Source organism: Stenotrophomonas sp. NPDC077421, assembly GCF_049545505.1.
Lineage (GTDB): Bacteria > Pseudomonadota > Gammaproteobacteria > Xanthomonadales > Xanthomonadaceae > Stenotrophomonas > Stenotrophomonas nematodicola.
Genome location: NZ_JBMWDP010000056.1, coordinates 1 through 15,208 on the forward strand (window position 1 = coordinate 1; position 15,208 = coordinate 15,208).

General features: G+C 65.3%; 19 protein-coding genes and 1 pseudogene. 17 read left to right on the forward strand and 3 right to left on the reverse strand.

The genetic code is table 11. The features are described 5' to 3' along the window. The 17 genes and pseudogenes from ACPEH1_RS19360 to ACPEH1_RS19440 form a co-directional block, all read left to right on the forward strand. A pseudogene (locus ACPEH1_RS19360) lies at positions 1-98 on the forward strand (50S ribosomal protein L5); the annotation flags it as partial. An 18-nt stretch (positions 99-116) separates the two neighbouring features. Then, positions 117-422: a 30S ribosomal protein S14 gene (gene rpsN, locus ACPEH1_RS19365; protein ID WP_017355418.1), complete on the forward strand. Its 306-nt coding sequence runs from the start codon at positions 117-119 to the stop codon at positions 420-422. A gap of 263 nt (positions 423-685) precedes the next feature. Further along, positions 686-1,084, forward strand: a complete 399-nt coding sequence (rpsH, locus tag ACPEH1_RS19370) for a 30S ribosomal protein S8 (protein WP_017355419.1) — start codon at positions 686-688, stop codon at positions 1,082-1,084. Between the two features lie 18 nt (positions 1,085-1,102). Further along, positions 1,103-1,630 carry a 50S ribosomal protein L6 gene (gene rplF / locus ACPEH1_RS19375; protein WP_017355420.1) on the forward strand — a complete coding sequence of 176 codons (528 nt, stop codon included), beginning with the start codon at positions 1,103-1,105 and terminating at the stop codon, positions 1,628-1,630. A gap of 31 nt (positions 1,631-1,661) precedes the next feature. Beyond that, positions 1,662-2,015 carry a 50S ribosomal protein L18 gene (gene rplR / locus ACPEH1_RS19380; protein WP_017355421.1) on the forward strand — a complete coding sequence of 118 codons (354 nt, stop codon included), beginning with the start codon at positions 1,662-1,664 and terminating at the stop codon, positions 2,013-2,015. Positions 2,016-2,173: 158 nt separating this feature from the next. Then, positions 2,174-2,716 carry a 30S ribosomal protein S5 gene (rpsE, locus tag ACPEH1_RS19385; RefSeq protein ID WP_017355422.1) on the forward strand — a complete coding sequence of 181 codons (543 nt, stop codon included), beginning with the start codon at positions 2,174-2,176 and terminating at the stop codon, positions 2,714-2,716. Beyond that, positions 2,709-2,900, forward strand: coding sequence for a 50S ribosomal protein L30 (gene rpmD / locus ACPEH1_RS19390; protein ID WP_017355423.1), 192 nt, complete (start codon positions 2,709-2,711; stop codon positions 2,898-2,900). The genes rpsE and rpmD overlap by 8 nt, the downstream gene beginning before the upstream one ends. A gap of 4 nt (positions 2,901-2,904) precedes the next feature. Then, positions 2,905-3,348 (forward strand): 50S ribosomal protein L15, encoded by a 444-nt coding sequence (rplO, locus tag ACPEH1_RS19395; RefSeq protein ID WP_017355424.1) that lies wholly within the window; start codon positions 2,905-2,907, stop codon positions 3,346-3,348. A 3-nt stretch (positions 3,349-3,351) separates the two neighbouring features. Beyond that, positions 3,352-4,707 (forward strand): preprotein translocase subunit SecY, encoded by a 1,356-nt coding sequence (gene secY, locus ACPEH1_RS19400; RefSeq protein WP_017355425.1) that lies wholly within the window; start codon positions 3,352-3,354, stop codon positions 4,705-4,707. A 347-nt stretch (positions 4,708-5,054) separates the two neighbouring features. Further along, on the forward strand, positions 5,055-5,411 hold the full coding sequence (gene rpsM, locus ACPEH1_RS19405; RefSeq protein WP_017355426.1) for a 30S ribosomal protein S13: 357 nt from the start codon (positions 5,055-5,057) through the stop codon (positions 5,409-5,411). A gap of 12 nt (positions 5,412-5,423) precedes the next feature. After that, positions 5,424-5,813 (forward strand): 30S ribosomal protein S11, encoded by a 390-nt coding sequence (gene rpsK / locus ACPEH1_RS19410; RefSeq protein WP_017355427.1) that lies wholly within the window; start codon positions 5,424-5,426, stop codon positions 5,811-5,813. 14 nt (positions 5,814-5,827) lie between these two features. Continuing rightward, positions 5,828-6,457: a 30S ribosomal protein S4 gene (rpsD, locus tag ACPEH1_RS19415; RefSeq protein ID WP_017355428.1), complete on the forward strand. Its 630-nt coding sequence runs from the start codon at positions 5,828-5,830 to the stop codon at positions 6,455-6,457. 55 nt (positions 6,458-6,512) lie between these two features. Continuing rightward, a complete protein-coding gene (locus tag ACPEH1_RS19420) occupies positions 6,513-7,511 on the forward strand; it encodes a DNA-directed RNA polymerase subunit alpha (protein WP_017355429.1) in 999 nt (332 codons plus the stop codon). A gap of 201 nt (positions 7,512-7,712) precedes the next feature. Then, entirely contained in the window at positions 7,713-8,096 is a 384-nt protein-coding gene (gene rplQ, locus ACPEH1_RS19425; protein ID WP_017355430.1) for a 50S ribosomal protein L17, read from the forward strand. Positions 8,097-8,351: 255 nt separating this feature from the next. After that, entirely contained in the window at positions 8,352-8,864 is a 513-nt protein-coding gene (locus ACPEH1_RS19430; RefSeq protein WP_017355431.1) for a disulfide bond formation protein B, read from the forward strand. Positions 8,865-8,900: 36 nt separating this feature from the next. Beyond that, a complete protein-coding gene (locus tag ACPEH1_RS19435) occupies positions 8,901-10,283 on the forward strand; it encodes a class II 3-deoxy-7-phosphoheptulonate synthase (protein WP_423716235.1) in 1,383 nt (460 codons plus the stop codon). Between the two features lie 102 nt (positions 10,284-10,385). Further along, positions 10,386-11,489, forward strand: a complete 1,104-nt coding sequence (locus tag ACPEH1_RS19440) for a mechanosensitive ion channel family protein (RefSeq protein WP_136005650.1) — start codon at positions 10,386-10,388, stop codon at positions 11,487-11,489. Between the two features lie 106 nt (positions 11,490-11,595). Here the strand turns inward: ACPEH1_RS19440 and ACPEH1_RS19445 are convergent, their stop codons facing one another. The 3 genes from ACPEH1_RS19445 to ACPEH1_RS19455 all read right to left on the reverse strand — a co-directional run. Next, complete coding sequence (locus ACPEH1_RS19445) at positions 11,596-13,212, reverse strand: amidase (RefSeq protein ID WP_313219164.1); 1,617 nt, start codon at positions 13,210-13,212, stop codon at positions 11,596-11,598. Positions 13,213-13,268: 56 nt separating this feature from the next. Beyond that, the gene (locus ACPEH1_RS19450) at positions 13,269-13,754 is read right to left on the reverse strand and encodes a DUF2127 domain-containing protein (protein ID WP_017355435.1); all 486 of its coding nucleotides are present in this window, start codon (positions 13,752-13,754) and stop codon (positions 13,269-13,271) included. A 12-nt stretch (positions 13,755-13,766) separates the two neighbouring features. Further along, the coding region (locus ACPEH1_RS19455) for an EF-Tu/IF-2/RF-3 family GTPase (RefSeq protein WP_423716236.1) at positions 13,767-15,208 on the reverse strand (1,442 nt) is incomplete at its 5' end.

Consider the following 15,208-nt stretch of genomic DNA (forward strand, 5'->3'; position numbering starts at 1 on the left):
CGATCCGCGGCATGGATATCGCCATCACCACCACCGCCAAGACCGACGCGGAAGCGAAGGCGCTGCTCGCAGCGTTCAAGTTCCCGTTCCGTAACTGATACGTCGAGGAATCCGAAATGGCAAAGACCTCCATGGTCAACCGCGATCTGAAGCGTGCCAAGCTGGCCGCCAAGTACGCCGGTAAGCGTGAAGAGCTGAAGAAGATCATCTCCAGCCCGACCGCTTCGTACGACGAAAAGGCTGACGCCGTGGTCAAGTTGCAGAAGCTGCCGCGCGATTCGTCGCCGAGCCGCCACCGCAACCGCTGCGAACTGTCCGGCCGCCCGCGTGGCGTTTACAGCAAGTTCGGCCTCGGCCGCAACAAGCTGCGTGAAGCCACCATGCGTGGTGACGTGCCGGGCCTGCGCAAGGCCAGCTGGTAAGGGATTCGTCCCGGAACCTGCTTCGCATCCCCAGGGTGCGGAGCAGGGGGACCAACCGGTTCATTCAGGTTTGTCCCCAATTGAAGAGTCCGGCGCAAGTCGGGCTCTTTTTGCCGTATACTCCCGCGTCTTGCCTTTTCACAGGGGCGAGGGTAGGGCGGGCCGCCGGTCCGCCGGTCACTATGTGAAGGGTACTGGCCCCTCCCAGGAACACAGCAAGATTTTCGCGAAAGCGGATATCGGTGCACTCAAAGGTATCGACTATGAGCATGACTGATCCCATCGCCGACCTGCTGGTACGCATCAAGAATGCGGCCGCGGTTGGCAAGCAGACGGTGAAGGCACCGTCCTCCAAGATCAAGGTTGCAATCGCAGAAGTGTTGAAGGCCGAAGGCTACATCACCGACCTGCGCGTGACCAAGACCGAGAACAACAAGGCCGAGCTTGAAATCGTCCTGAAGTATTTCGAAGGCAAGCCGGTCATCGAGACCCTGAAGCGCTTCTCGCGTTCGGGTCTGCGTCAGTACCGCGGCAAGTCCGAGCTGCCGAAGGTCCTCAATGGCCTGGGCATCTCCATCATCTCCACCTCCAAGGGCATCATGACTGATGCGCAGGCGCGCCAGCTGGGCGTCGGCGGCGAAGTCCTGTGCTTCGTGGCCTAAGGCGAGAAGGAAACTACTATGTCCCGCGTAGCCAAGAAGCCGGTCAACCTGCCCAAGGGCGTTGAACTGAACATCCAGCCGGAATCCGTCAGTGTGAAGGGCCCGAAGGGCACCCTGTCGCTGCCGAAGGTCGCTGGCGTCGAAATCACCGTTGAAAACGGCGTTGCCAACCTGGCCGCCAACGATCCGTCGCTGACTGCCCTCACCGGCACCGTGCGCGCGATCCTGGCCAACATGGTCCACGGCGTCACCGAAGGCTTCGAGCGCAAGCTCGAGCTGGTCGGCGTCGGTTACCGTGCCGCCATGCAGGGCAAGGACCTGAACCTGTCGCTCGGTTTCTCGCACCCGGTGGTGTTCGTGGCGCCGGAAGGCATCACCCTGTCGACTCCGACCCAGACCGAAATCGTGGTCCAGGGCACGGACAAGCAGCAGGTGGGCGAAGTTGCCGCCAAAATCCGTGGTTACCGCCCGCCGGAGCCCTACAAGGGCAAGGGTGTGAAGTACGCCGGCGAAGTCATCATTCGTAAGGAAGCCAAGAAGGCCTGATTCAGGTCCTCAGCTTTCAAGGAAAAAGATAATGAACAAGAACATCGCTCGCCTGCGTCGTGCCAAGTCGACCCGTGCACACATCCGCGAACTCGGCGTGCCGCGTCTGTCGGTGCTGCGCACCGGTCAGCACCTGTACGCCCAGGTCTTCACCGCCGACGGCTCCAAGGTGCTGGCAGCTGCCAACACCACCCAGGCCGACGTCAAGGAAGGTCTGAAGAACGGCAAGAACAGCGACGCCGCCGCCAAGGTTGGCAAGCTGGTCGCCGAGCGCGCCAAGGCTGCGGGCATCGAGAAGGTCGCTTTCGACCGCTCGGGCTACCGCTACCACGGCCGCATCAAGGCGCTGGCCGATGCAGCCCGCGAAGGCGGCCTGCAGTTCTAAGGGATAAGGAAGCGGGGCATGTCCCCGCTTCCGCCTGCCTGCCGGCGCGGGTTGCGCCGGGCGACGTCCTTCTTATGCAGGGGCGCTCGATCCACCGCTTCATCTCACAGCTATAAGCGGCCCCGAGCCGTACATACTCAATCAATCAAGGAATCAACATGGCAGAAGAACGTCAGCCGCGGGGTCGCGATCGCGATCGCAACCGCGAAGAGAAAGTCGACGACGGCATGATCGAGAAGCTGGTCGCGGTCAACCGCGTCAGCAAGACCGTCAAGGGCGGTCGCCAGTTCACCTTCACCGCACTGACCGTGGTTGGTGATGGCGAAGGCAAGGTCGGTTTCGGTTACGGCAAGGCGCGCGAAGTGCCGGTCGCGATCCAGAAGTCGATGGAGCAGGCCCGCAAGAACCTGGCCACCGTCGATCTGAACAACGGCACCCTGTGGCACCCGGTGAAGGCCGGCCACGGCGCAGCCCGCGTGTTCATGATGCCGGCCTCGGAAGGTACCGGTGTCATCGCCGGCGGCGCCATGCGCGCCGTGCTGGAAGCCGTTGGCGTGAAGAACGTGCTGGCCAAGGCGGTCGGTTCGCGTAACCCGATCAACCTGGTTCGCGCCACGCTGAAGGGCCTGACCGACATGCAGTCGCCGGTCCGCATTGCGGCCAAGCGCGGCAAGAAGGTGGAGGATCTCAATCATGGCTAATGAAACCGCCAAGACCGTGAAGGTCCGCCTGGTGCGTGGCCTGCGTGGCACCCAGTCGCGTCACCGCCTGTCGGTGCGTGCGCTGGGCCTGAACAAGCTCAATGATGTGCGTGAACTGAAGGACAGCCCGCAGGTTCGCGGCCTGATCAACAAGGTTCAGTACCTCGTCCAGGTTGAGGAATAATCCAATGACCATGCATCTCAATGAACTGAGCCCGGCACCGGGCGCGCGCAAAGAGCGCACCCGCGTGGGCCGTGGTATCGGCTCGGGCCTGGGCAAGACCTGTGGCCGCGGTCACAAGGGTTCGTTCGCCCGCAAGGGTGGCGGCAAGATCAAGGCAGGCTTCGAAGGCGGCCAGACCCCCATGCAGCGTCGTCTGCCGAAGGTCGGTTTCCGTTCCAAGATCGCCAAGGACACTGCTGAAGTCCTGTCGTACCACCTGGACAAGCTGGAGGCCGGTGAGGTCGATTTCGCCGCGCTGCGCGCTGCGAAGCTGGTCCCGAGCACGGCCAAGAAGGCCAAGATCGTCATGAAGGGCGGCCTGACCAAGGCCTTCACCCTGAAGGGCATCGCAGCAACGGCCGGTGCCAAGGCCGCGATCGAAGCTGCCGGCGGCAGCGTACAGGAGTAAGACATGGCGCAAGCTGGCATTGGTAACCTCGGCGGCGGGCTCGGCAAGTTCACGGAACTTCGCCAGCGTCTGCTGTTCGTCCTCGGGGCTTTGGCTGTCTATCGCATCGGCTGTTATGTGCCGGTGCCGGGCGTCAATCCCGATGCCATGCTTGCGCTCATGCAGGCGCAGGGCGGCGGCATCGTGGACATGTTCAACATGTTCTCGGGCGGCGCCCTGCACCGTTTCAGCATTTTCGCGCTGAACGTCATGCCGTACATTTCGGCATCGATCGTGATGCAGCTGGCGGTCCATATCTTCCCGGCATTGAAGGCGATGCAGAAGGAAGGCGAATCGGGCCGTCGCAAGATCACCCAGTATTCCCGCATCGGCGCCGTGTTCCTGGCGGTGGTGCAGGGCGGCAGCATCGCGCTGGCGCTGCAGAACCAGCTGTCCCCGAGCGGTGCGCCCGTGGTCTACGCGCCTGGCATGGGCTTTGTGCTCACGGCCGTGGTCGCGCTGACCGCCGGCACCATCTTCCTGATGTGGGTCGGTGAGCAGGTCACCGAGCGTGGCATCGGCAATGGTGTGTCGCTGATCATCTTCGCCGGCATCGTCGCCGGCCTGCCTGGCGCGGTCATCCACACCCTGGAAGCCTACCGCGAGGGCAACATGAGCTTCATCGCCCTGCTGCTGATCGTGCTGGTGGTGTTGGCCTTCACCTACTTCGTGGTGTTCGTCGAACGCGGCCAGCGCCGCATCACGGTGAACTATGCACGTCGCCAGGGCGGCCGCAACGCGTACATGAACCAGACCTCGTTCCTGCCGCTGAAGCTGAACATGGCGGGCGTGATTCCGGCCATCTTCGCCTCCAGCATCCTGGCGTTCCCGACGACCCTGGCAATGTGGTCCGGCCAGGCCAGTTCGGCCACGTGGCTGCAGAAGGTTGCCAGCGCCCTTGGGCCGGGCGAGCCGCTGCACATGATCGTCTTCGCCGCGCTGATCACCGGTTTCGCGTTCTTCTATACCGCGCTGGTGTTCAACTCGCAGGAAACCGCCGACAACCTGAAGAAGTCCGGCGCACTGATTCCGGGCATCCGCCCGGGCAAGGCCACCGCCGATTACATCGACGGCGTGCTGACCCGCCTGACGGCCGCCGGCTCGCTGTACCTGGTGATCGTGTGTCTGCTGCCGGAAATCATGCGGACCCAGCTCGGCGCGTCGTTCTACTTCGGTGGTACCTCGCTGCTGATCGTGGTGGTGGTGGTGATGGACTTCATTGCCCAGATCCAGGCGCACCTGATGTCGCACCAGTATGAGAGCCTGTTGAAGAAGGCCAACCTGAAGGGCGGCAACCGCGGCGGTTTTGCCCGCGGCTGATTCACCTGTTACACTTGTCTTCTTGTTGCGAAGGCCCTCCGGTTCCCGGACCTGGCCTTCCAAATCGAAGGGCGGCCCCCGCAGCGGTCTCGGGTGGGGGTGAGATGTGGTGGTCCCGCGCGGGAGTAGCGCGGGCGGCGGCGAGGGCAACCTCTGCAGTCAACGACATCCGGCGCCGGAGCATGGGCACACTCCCCATGCCGGGCTCATGAAACCTTCGTGGTTTCACGGGCTTTCAAGTAAACCGAGACCTTGATAGAATCGCTAGTTCACTTTTTTGATCCATCCTGCCGGATTGGCGCGCCCGTGGTGCGCTGTCGGCCATCACTCAGCTGGAGAACCGCGTCATGGCGCGTATTGCAGGCGTCAACCTGCCAGCCCAGAAGCACGTCTGGGTCGGGTTGCAAAGCATTTACGGCATCGGCCGTACCCGTTCGAAGAAGGTCTGCGACGCCGCAGGCGTGACCTCGACCACCAAGATCCGCGATCTGTCGGAGCCGGAAATCGAGCGTCTGCGCTCGGAAGTGGCCAAGTACATCGTGGAAGGCGATCTGCGCCGTGAAATCGGTATCGCGATCAAGCGCCTGATGGATCTGGGCTGCTACCGCGGTCTGCGTCACCGTCGCGGCCTGCCGCTGCGTGGCCAGCGCACCCGTACCAACGCCCGCACCCGCAAGGGCCCGCGCAAGGCGATCAGGAAGTAAGGGACCTAAGAAATGGCTAAGCCCGTCGCTAAGACCAAGAAGAAGATCAAGCGCGTCGTCACTGACGGCGTTGCCCACGTCCACGCTTCTTTCAACAACACCATCGTGACCATCACCGACCGTCAGGGCAACGCTCTGTCGTGGGCGACCTCCGGTGGCGCTGGCTTCCGCGGTTCGCGCAAGTCCACCCCGTTCGCTGCCCAGGTGGCTGCCGAGAAGGCCGGCCGTGCGGCGCTCGACTACGGCGTCAAGTCCCTGGAAGTCCGCATCAAGGGCCCGGGTCCGGGTCGTGAGTCGGCCGTGCGCTCGCTGAACAACGTGGGCTACAAGATCACCAACATCATCGACGTGACGCCTATCCCGCACAACGGGTGCCGTCCGCCGAAGAAGCGTCGCGTCTAAAGGAGCGATAAGAAATGGCTCGTTATATCGGTCCTACCTGTAAGCTCGCCCGCCGCGAAGGCGCCGACCTTTCCCTCAAGAGCCCGGCGCGTGCGCTGGACTCCAAGTGCAAGCTGGAGCAGAAGCCCGGCCAGCACGGCGCGACCGCCCGCAAGGGCAAGCTGTCCGACTACGCCACCCAGCTGCGTGAAAAGCAGAAGGTCAAGCGTATCTACGGCCTGCTGGAGCGTCAGTTCCGCAACTACTACAAGAAGGCCTCGACCAAGAAGGGCAACACCGGCGAGAACCTGCTGCAGCTGTTGGAAACCCGTCTGGACAACGTCGTCTATCGCATGGGCTTCGCTGTGACCCGTCCGGCTGCGCGTCAGCTGGTTTCGCACCGCGGCGTCACCGTGAACGGCAAGTCGGTCAACCTGGCTTCGTACCAGGTCAAGGCTGGCGACGCCGTCGCTCTGTCCGAGAAGGCTGCCAAGCAGCTGCGCGTTCAGGAAGCCCTGACCGTTGCCGCCCAGCACGACCTGCGTCCGTCGTGGGTTGAAGTGGATTCCGGCAAGTTCGCCGGCATCTTCAAGGCTGTGCCGGATCGTGCGGACCTGCCTGCGGATATCAACGAAGCGCTGATCGTCGAGTTGTATTCGAAGTAATTCACATTGGAGAATCCCCGGCGACGGCCGGGGATTCACTAGGAGAACCCGCAACATGACGGTTACCGCCAACCAGGTTCTGCGTCCTCGCGGTCCGCAGATCGAACGCCTTACCGACACCCGCGCCAAGGTCGTTATCGAGCCCTTGGAGCGTGGTTACGGGCATACGCTGGGCAATGCCCTGCGTCGCGTGCTGCTGTCGTCCATCCCGGGCTTCGCCATCACGGAAGTCGAGATCGACGGCGTGCTGCACGAGTACACCACGCTCGAAGGCTTGCAGGAGGACGTGCTGGAAGTCCTGCTCAACCTGAAGGACGTGGCCATCCGTATGCATACCGGTGACAGCGCCACGCTGTCGCTGTCCAAGCAGGGTCCGGGTGTTGTGACCGCTGCCGATATCAAGGTCGACCACAACGTCGAGATCCTCAACAACGACCATATCATTTGCCACCTGACCAAGGACACGGCAATCAATATGCGTCTGAAGATCGAGCGTGGCTTCGGCTACCAGCCGGCGGCCGCGCGTCGTCGTCCGGACGAAGAAACCCGTGCCATCGGTCGTCTGGTCCTGGACGCCTCGTTCTCGCCGGTCCGTCGCGTCGCCTATTCGGTGGAAGCGGCCCGCGTCGAACAGCGTACCGACCTGGACAAGCTGGTCCTGGATATCGAAACCAACGGCACGATCGATGCCGAGGAAGCCGTGCGCACCGCCGCCGACATCCTCAGCGATCAGCTGTCGGTGTTCGGTGACTTCACCCACCGCGACCGCGGTGCGGCCAAGCCGGCCAACAACGGCGTGGATCCGGTGCTGCTGCGCCCGATCGACGACCTGGAACTGACCGTGCGTTCGGCCAACTGCCTGAAGGCAGAGAGCATTTACTACATCGGCGATCTGATCCAGAAGACCGAAGTGGAACTGCTCAAGACCCCGAACCTCGGCAAGAAGTCGCTGACCGAGATCAAGGAAGTCCTCGCACAGCGCGGTCTTTCGCTCGGCATGAAGCTGGAGAACTGGCCGCCGGCCGGTGTCGCCCAGCACGGCATGCTCGGCTGATCCAGCGCTACGCAAGATGCTTGACCCCGCACCTTCGGGTGCGGGGGCTTCACCCGCAACACCTCGCATCGACAGGCCCATAGCCTGCGGTGACGGTCGGCCAGGAGGGCCGGCACCGGACCATCCGCAGTCCAAGCAGCAACGCCGGGAAGGCGACAGCGAAACCCAACCGATCCAACATTCACTTCAGGAATCACCGTCATGCGTCATATGAAATCCGGTCGCAAGTTCAACCGTACCAGCGCCCATCGCGAAGCAATGTTCAAGAACATGGCCGCGTCGCTGTTCAAGCACGAGCTGATCAAGACCACCCTGCCGAAGGCCAAGGAACTGCGCCGCGTCGCCGAGCCGCTGATCACCCTGGCCAAGGTCGACTCCGTCGCCAACCGCCGTCTGGCCTTCGCCCGTCTGCGCGACCAGGAAGCCGTCGGCAACCTGTTCACCATCCTGGGCCCGCGCTACGCGACCCGTCCGGGTGGCTACCTGCGTCTGCTGAAGTGCGGCTTCCGCGCTGGCGACAACGCGCCGATGGCCTACGTGGAACTGGTGGACCGTCCGGCCGTGGCTGAAGCCGTCGAAGAGTAATCGACGCGCAACACCCGTTATTCGGTGAAGAACCCGGCCTCGTGCCGGGTTTTTCCGTTTTCGGGTGCTGAAGACGGAAGCAACGTCCCCCGTTGGGCGTCTGGCGTCCCGGGGCGCTGACCTGCAGCGACGCGTGGTGGTTGGCGTCTGGCTTCCATCCGGAACACGCTGTCTGGTCGGCTGGGCCGATGGTCGGCGGCAGAGGGGCGTGAGGGCCTGTTAATCTTGGCGTCTGGACGTTCACGAGTGTTGGCAATGAATCCACTGCGTTGGAGTTACCGTGCCCAGTTCCTGCTGGGCTTTCTGGTCTGCGTTGGCCTGCTCGCCTACGCGATCTTCCTGCAGCTCAAGATCGGCCTTGAGCCGTGCCCGCTGTGCATCTTCCAGCGGCTGGCGTTTGCCGCGCTGGGTCTGCTGTTCCTGATCGGGGCGTTGCATGGCCCTCGTGAGCGCGCGGGGCGCGCGACGTACGGCGTCCTGGCCTTCATTGCCGCCGCGGTGGGAATCGGCATTGCCGGGCGCCATGTCTATGTGCAGCTGCTGCCCAAGGACATGGGGTCGAGCTGCGGCCCGCCGCTGGCCTTTCTCAGCGAGACGATGGGACCGCTGGAAGTGTTCCGCACCGTGCTGACCGGTACCGGTGACTGCGGCAATATCGATTGGCAGTTCCTGGGGCTGACCATGCCGATGTGGAGCCTGGTGTGGTTCGTGCTGCTCGCTGCCTGGGCGTTGTTCGCCTCATTCCGTCGCCCCGCGCGACGTAGCTGATTCCCCTGATTGCTCTACCCCCCACTGGATATACCGATGAATGCTGCCGACCCCGCCACTGCCCCCGCCATGCTGCCGACCGACTGGTCGCCGGAGAGCTGGCGCGGCAGGCCGGCCCTGCAGATGCCGACCTATCCCGATCCGGTGGCGCTGGATGCGGCGTTGCATGAGCTCAAGCGCCTGCCACCGTTGGTCACGTCGTGGGAAATCCTGGCGCTGAAGCAGCAGCTCGCCGAGGCCCAGGAGGGCAAGCGCTTCCTGCTGCAGGGCGGCGACTGTGCCGAGAACTTCAGCGACTGCGAGTCCACCACCATTTCCAACCGGCTCAAGGTGCTGCTGCAGATGAGCCTGGTGCTGGTGCATGGGCTGCGCAAGCCGGTGACGCGGGTGGGGCGCTTTGCCGGGCAGTACGCCAAGCCGCGCTCGGCCGATACCGAAACGCGCGATGGGGTCACATTGCCCAGCTACCGCGGCGATGTGATCAATGCGCCGGAGTTCACCGAGGCGGCGCGGCTGCCGGACCCGCGGCGGATGCTGCAGGCGCATGCGCACTCGGCGATGACCATGAACTTCGTGCGGGCGCTGATCGACGGTGGCTTCGCCGACCTGCACCACCCCGAATACTGGAACCTGGAGTGGGTCCGGCATTCGCCGCTGGCCGGTGACTACCAGAAGATGGTGGCGTCGATCGGCGATGCGGTGCGCTTCATGGAGACACTGGCCGGGTCGCAGGTGCACAACCTCAACCGGATCGATTTCTACACCTCGCACGAGGCGCTGCTGCTGCCCTACGAGCAGGCGCTGACCCGCCAGGTGCCGCGCCAGCAGGGCTGGTTGAACCTGAGCACGCACTATCCGTGGATCGGCATGCGTACGGCCGCGCTGGACGGGGCGCACGTGGAGTACCTGCGTGGTGTGCGCAACCCGATCGCGATCAAGGTGGGGCCGTCGGTGCAGCCGGATCAGCTGCTGCGTCTGATCGACGTGCTCAACCCGCACGACGAACCGGGGTGCCTGAGCTTCATCCATCGCATGGGGGCGGCGCAGATCGCCGAGAAGCTGCCGCCGCTGCTGCAGGCGGTCAAGCGCGACGGCCGGCGCGTGCTGTGGGTGTGCGATGCGATGCATGGCAATACCGAAAGCACCAGCAATGGCTTCAAGACGCGTCGCTTCGACAATGTGCGCAGCGAGGTGGAGATGTCGTTCGACCTGCACGCTGCCGCCGGCACGCGTCTGGGCGGCGTGCATCTGGAGCTGACCGGTGAGGACGTGACCGAATGCACAGGCGGCGCGCGGGAGCTGACCGAGCGTGACCTGGAGCGTGCCTACCGCTCTTCGGTGGACCCGCGGTTGAACTACGAGCAGTCGCTGGAAATTGCGATGGCGATCGTGCGCAAGCAGGAGCACCACGTCGCCTGACGGCGGCGTCCACGCCCGGCTGACATCCGGGCGACATCGCGGTCATCGCCGCACCGGCATTCTGTGGTCGTCCAGACGGGATCACGGGAGCGTGCGGTGACAGTGGATTGGCAGGTGGCAGCGGCGTATCTATGGCCGGTGGCGATCGCGCTGGCGGTCGGTGTGGTCGGGTGGTGGTTGCTGATGGCGCTGACGCGTCGCCTGAAAGGCAGCGAGCGGCGGCGCGCGCGGATCGCGCGGGTGTTCAGCCGCCCGCTGGCGTTCGCCTTGCCCCTGCTGCTGCTGATTCCTGCGCTGGAAGCCACGCCGCTGCAGGGGCGCTGGCTCGATCAGTCGCTGCGGCTGCTGCACATCGGGCTGACCGCCTGCGTGATCTGGTGCCTGGTGCGGGCGGTCGCGGCCGGCGAGCAGGCCATCCTGCGCGACCACCCGATGGAAGTGGCGGACAATCTGGAGGCCCGCCGCATCCAGACCCAGACCCGCGTGCTCAGCCGTGTGCTGATGGGGGCGATCATCCTGGTCGGGGTATCGCTGATCCTGTTGACCTTCCCGATGGTGCGCCAGATCGGCACGGCGCTGCTGGCCTCGGCGGGCATCATCGGGCTGGTCGCCGGTATCGCCGCCAAGCCGGTATTCGGCAATCTGATCGCCGGGCTGCAGATCGCCTTGACCCAGCCGATCCGCCTGGACGACGTGGTGATCGTGGAGGGCGAATGGGGCCGGGTCGAGGAGATCGGCAGCAGCTACGTGGTGGTCCGGATCTGGGATGAGCGGCGCATGGTGGTGCCGCTGACGTGGTTCATCGAGCACCCGTTCCAGAACTGGACCCGGCGCAGCGCGGACCTGCTGGGGACGGCTTTCCTGTGGCTCGACTATCGGGCGCCGATCAACGCGATCCGCGCCGAGCTGGAACGGATCTGCCATGCCGAGCCGCTCTGGGATGGGCGGGTGTGCGTCACCCAGGTCACCGAGACGTCGGAGCACACCGTGCAGGTGCGTCTGCTGGTCAGTGCGCGCAACTCCGGCGATGCGTTCGACCTGCGCTGCCTGGTGCGTGAACGGATGCTGGACTTCATTGCCCGCGAGCACCCACAGGCGTTGCCTCGCACCCGCGCCGAGCTGCTCCGGCAGCCCGATCCGCCGCAGCGGCCGGACGCGCAGCCGCTGGACGGCGTGCGTTCGCCCGGCGCCGAAGACGGCCCGTAGAGCCAGCCGCCGGCAGGCTGGCGTATGGATGCGCGCCATCCCGGTAGCCCAGGCATACAGGAGCGGCCAGCCGGCCTGCGCTGCGCCAGGCGGCGCGCGCAGTACCTCAGGGGGGTGCCGTATGCGGCAGCAGCGTGTCGGTCTTGAAGCGCGGCGGACGGCGTGCCCGGGTGCGCTGCTCGTAGGCATAGCCCAGTTCGATCAGGCGTGGCTCGCTCCACGCTGTGCCCATGAACAGCAGCCCCAGCGGCAGGCCGTCGACATGCGCCATCGGCACGGTCAGGCTCGGGTAGCCGGCCACGGCGGCGGCGCTGTAGCTCTCGCCCGGAAAATCGTCGCCGTGGCCATCGCGGATCGGCCAGGCCACACCGGTGGTGGGGGCGATCAGGGCATCGAGCTGCTGCGCGTGCAGCGCGGCATCGATCCCCTCCGGACCGGCCAGGCGGCGTGCGTCGCTGCGGGCGCGGATGTACTCGGGCGTCCCCAGGCCGTCGGTGGTGTTGGCCAGTTCCATGATTTCCTGGCCGAACAGGCTCATTTCCCTGCCGGCGTGCTCGCGGTTCCAGGCAATGACCTCGTCGAGGCTGCGCACCGGTGCCTTGTAGGTGGTGAAGTAGCGCTGCAGGCCGGCCTTGAACTCGTGCAGCAGCACCGTCCGTTCCGCGTCCTGCCACTGGCCCTGCGTGGGCAGGCTGGCCGGCACAACGACCGCGCCGGCCTCGCGCAGGATCGCAATGGCGTGGTCCAGCGCCGGGCCGATGCCGGGGCGCTTTTCCAGCCCGGTGTACAGCACGCCGATGCGTGCGCCACGCAGGCCGTCCGGATTCAGTCGCGAGGTGTAGTCGTACACCGCGCGGCCGGGCATGGTCGCGGTCGCCGGATCGGCATCGTCGCGCCCGGCCATTGCGGTGAGCAGCGCGGCGGCGTCGGCCACGCTGCGGGTCATCGGGCCGGCGGTGTCCTGGCTGAAGGAGATCGGGATGATGCCTTCGCGGCTGACCAGGCCCACGGTCGGCTTCAGGCCGACGACGCCGTTGATGGCGGCGGGGCAGACGATGCTGCCGTCGGTTTCGGTGCCGACCGCGGCCGAGGCGAGGTTGGCGGCCACAGCGACCGCGCTGCCGCTGCTGGAGCCGCAGGGGTTGTGGCTGAGGCGATAGGGGTTGCGGGTCTGTCCGCCACGTGCGCTCCAGCCGGAAATGGACCGGGTGGAGCGGAAGTTGGCCCACTCGCTGAGGTTGGTCTTGCCCAGGATCAGGGCGCCGGCACCGCGCAGGCGCCCCACCAGGAACGCATCGTCGGGGCGGAACCCCTCCAGGGCGAGCGAGCCGGCGGTGGTGCTCATCGGGGTGGCGCCGATGTTGTCCTTGAGCAGGACCGGAATGCCGTGCAGGGGGCCGCGCAGCTGACCGGCACGCCGTTCGGCGTCGAGCTGGGCGGCGTCCTTGAGCGCATCAGGGTTGAGTTCGATCACCGCGCGCAGGCGTGGGCCGGCGCGATCCAGGCGGGCGATGCGTTCCAGGTACGCGCGGGTCAGGGTGACGCTGTCCAGTTCGCCGGCGGCCATGCGTGACTGCAGGTCGGCGATGCCGGTTTCGGCGTACGGGAAGGGGGCCGCGGGGGCGGAGGGCGTGGCGGCATCGCGTGCGTGCGCCGGCAGGGGCGCGGGCGTGCACCCCATCAGGGTGCAGACGATCAGCAGGGGTGTCAGCGACAGGCGCATCGGTGCGTCCCGGAAACCGGCCGACAGGCTAACCAGCGGCCGTACCGCTTGGCAACTCAGGCCTGTGCCGGGGGGCCGCCATGCCGCTTGCGGATATCGCGGGCGAGCACACCGACCACGATCAGATTGATCACCAGCACCGACCACGAGGCCCAGCCAGGGTGGCGGATGATGGCGTAGACATCGAATGGGAGATAGATGCCGGCGGTGACGCAGCCCAGCCAGGATGCCCAGGCTTTGGCACGCCAGAGACCCCAGGCCTCGAAAAGGTGCAGCACACCGTAGGCGACCATCGCCGCGGCGGCGAGGTGGACGGCATCGGGGCTGATCATGTTGAGCAGCGAGGGCAGGGTGCCGTGATCCGGGTCCAGACTGAAACGCCGGATCAGGGCATTGACCGCATCGCGAAGCGGCTGCGGACCGAGAATCTCCAGTCCGGTGGCCGCCAGCAGCGCCAGTGCCGCCTTGCTGGCTTCCAGCAAGGCGATCACATGGAGACCCGGATGCCTGTGCGGATCCGGGTTATAGGGCGTGTCGGTCACGACAGGGTCCGATCAACCGCCGCGCGAGGCCTTCTTGCGGTCGCTTTCGGTCAGGAACTTCTTGCGCAGGCGGATCTCCTTCGGGGTGATCTCGACCAGCTCGTCGTCCTCGATGAAGTCCAGGGCCTGCTCCAGCGAGTATTTGATTGCCGGGGTCAGCTGGATCGCATCGTCCTTGCCCGAAGCGCGCATGTTGGTCAGCGGCTTGGTCTTGATCGCATTGACGGTCAGGTCGTTGTCCTTGGAGTGGATACCGATCAGCTGGCCTTCGTACACGTTGTCGCCTTCAGCGGCGAACAGCTTGCCGCGCTCCTGCAGCGGCCCCAGCGAGTAAGCGGGGGTGGCGCCCGGCGCATTGGCGATCATCACGCCGTTCTGGCGCTTGGCGATGGCGCCCTGTTCCTTCGGGCCGTAATGATCGAACACGTGGAACAGCAGGCCCGAGCCCTGGGTCAGGGTCTTGAACTCGTTCTGGAAACCGATCAGGCCACGGGCCGGGATCATGTATTCCAGGCGCACACGGCCCTTGCCGTCCGGCTCCATGTTCTTGAGCTGGCCCTTGCGGGTACCCAGCTTTTCCATCACGCCGCCCTGGTGCACTTCTTCCACGTCCACCACGAGCTGTTCGATCGGCTCCATAGCCTGGCCATCGATCTGCTTGATGATCACTTCCGGACGCGAGACGGCCAGTTCGTAGCCTTCACGACGCATGTTTTCGATCAGCACCGACAGGTGCAGTTCGCCACGGCCGGAGACCAGGAACTTGTCGGCGTCTTCCAGCTGTTCAACCTTCAGGGCCACGTTGTGGACCTGTTCGCGGTCCAGGCGGTCCTTGATCTGGCGGCTGGTCAGGAACTTGCCACCGGACAGATCCTTGTTGCCGGCGAACGGCGAGTTGTTGACCTGGAAGGTCATCGAGATGGTCGGCTCGTCGACGGTCAGCGCCGGCAGCGCTTCCGGGGTGTCCGGGTGGCACAGGGTGTCGGAGATGGTCAGCTCCGGGATGCCGGAGATGGCGACGATGTCACCGGCTTCGGCGGTGTCCTGCTCGATGCGCTCCAGGCCCAGGAAGCCCAGCACCTGCGCGACCTTGCCGTTGCGCTTCTTGCCTTCGCGGTCGATCACGGCGACCTGCATGTTCTTCTTCAGGGTGCCGCGCTGCACGCGGCCGATGCCGATCACGCCCACGAAGTTGTTGTAGTCCAGCTGGCTGATGCGCATCTGGAACGGACCTTCCGGGTCCACTTCCGGCTTCGGCGCGTGCTGCATGATCGCTTCGTACAGCGGGGTCATGTCGCCGTCGCGCACGGTGTCTTCCAGGCCGGCGTAGCCGTTCAGGGCCGAGGCGTAGACGATCGGGAAGTCGAGCTGCTCATTGGTGGCGCCGAGCTTGTCGAACAGGTCGAAGACCTGGTCGATCACCCAGTCCGGACGCGAGCCCGGGCGGTCGACCT

Excerpts from the sequence above, each read along its gene's own strand:
- rpsN (WP_017355418.1), top strand. The coding sequence starts at position 117 with ATGGCAAAGACCTCCATGGTCAACCGCGATCTGAAGCGTGCCAAGCTG.
- rpsH (WP_017355419.1), top strand. The coding sequence starts at position 686 with ATGAGCATGACTGATCCCATCGCCGACCTGCTGGTACGCATCAAGAAT.
- rplF (WP_017355420.1), top strand. The coding sequence starts at position 1,103 with ATGTCCCGCGTAGCCAAGAAGCCGGTCAACCTGCCCAAGGGCGTTGAA.
- rplR (WP_017355421.1), top strand. The coding sequence starts at position 1,662 with ATGAACAAGAACATCGCTCGCCTGCGTCGTGCCAAGTCGACCCGTGCA.
- rpsE (WP_017355422.1), top strand. The coding sequence starts at position 2,174 with ATGGCAGAAGAACGTCAGCCGCGGGGTCGCGATCGCGATCGCAACCGC.
- rpmD (WP_017355423.1), top strand. The coding sequence starts at position 2,709 with ATGGCTAATGAAACCGCCAAGACCGTGAAGGTCCGCCTGGTGCGTGGC.
- rplO (WP_017355424.1), top strand. The coding sequence starts at position 2,905 with ATGACCATGCATCTCAATGAACTGAGCCCGGCACCGGGCGCGCGCAAA.
- secY (WP_017355425.1), top strand. The coding sequence starts at position 3,352 with ATGGCGCAAGCTGGCATTGGTAACCTCGGCGGCGGGCTCGGCAAGTTC.
- rpsM (WP_017355426.1), top strand. The coding sequence starts at position 5,055 with ATGGCGCGTATTGCAGGCGTCAACCTGCCAGCCCAGAAGCACGTCTGG.
- rpsK (WP_017355427.1), top strand. The coding sequence starts at position 5,424 with ATGGCTAAGCCCGTCGCTAAGACCAAGAAGAAGATCAAGCGCGTCGTC.
- rpsD (WP_017355428.1), top strand. The coding sequence starts at position 5,828 with ATGGCTCGTTATATCGGTCCTACCTGTAAGCTCGCCCGCCGCGAAGGC.
- ACPEH1_RS19420 (WP_017355429.1), top strand. The coding sequence starts at position 6,513 with ATGACGGTTACCGCCAACCAGGTTCTGCGTCCTCGCGGTCCGCAGATC.
- rplQ (WP_017355430.1), top strand. The coding sequence starts at position 7,713 with ATGCGTCATATGAAATCCGGTCGCAAGTTCAACCGTACCAGCGCCCAT.
- ACPEH1_RS19430 (WP_017355431.1), top strand. The coding sequence starts at position 8,352 with ATGAATCCACTGCGTTGGAGTTACCGTGCCCAGTTCCTGCTGGGCTTT.
- ACPEH1_RS19435 (WP_423716235.1), top strand. The coding sequence starts at position 8,901 with ATGAATGCTGCCGACCCCGCCACTGCCCCCGCCATGCTGCCGACCGAC.
- ACPEH1_RS19445 (WP_313219164.1), bottom strand. The coding sequence starts at position 13,212 with ATGCGCCTGTCGCTGACACCCCTGCTGATCGTCTGCACCCTGATGGGG.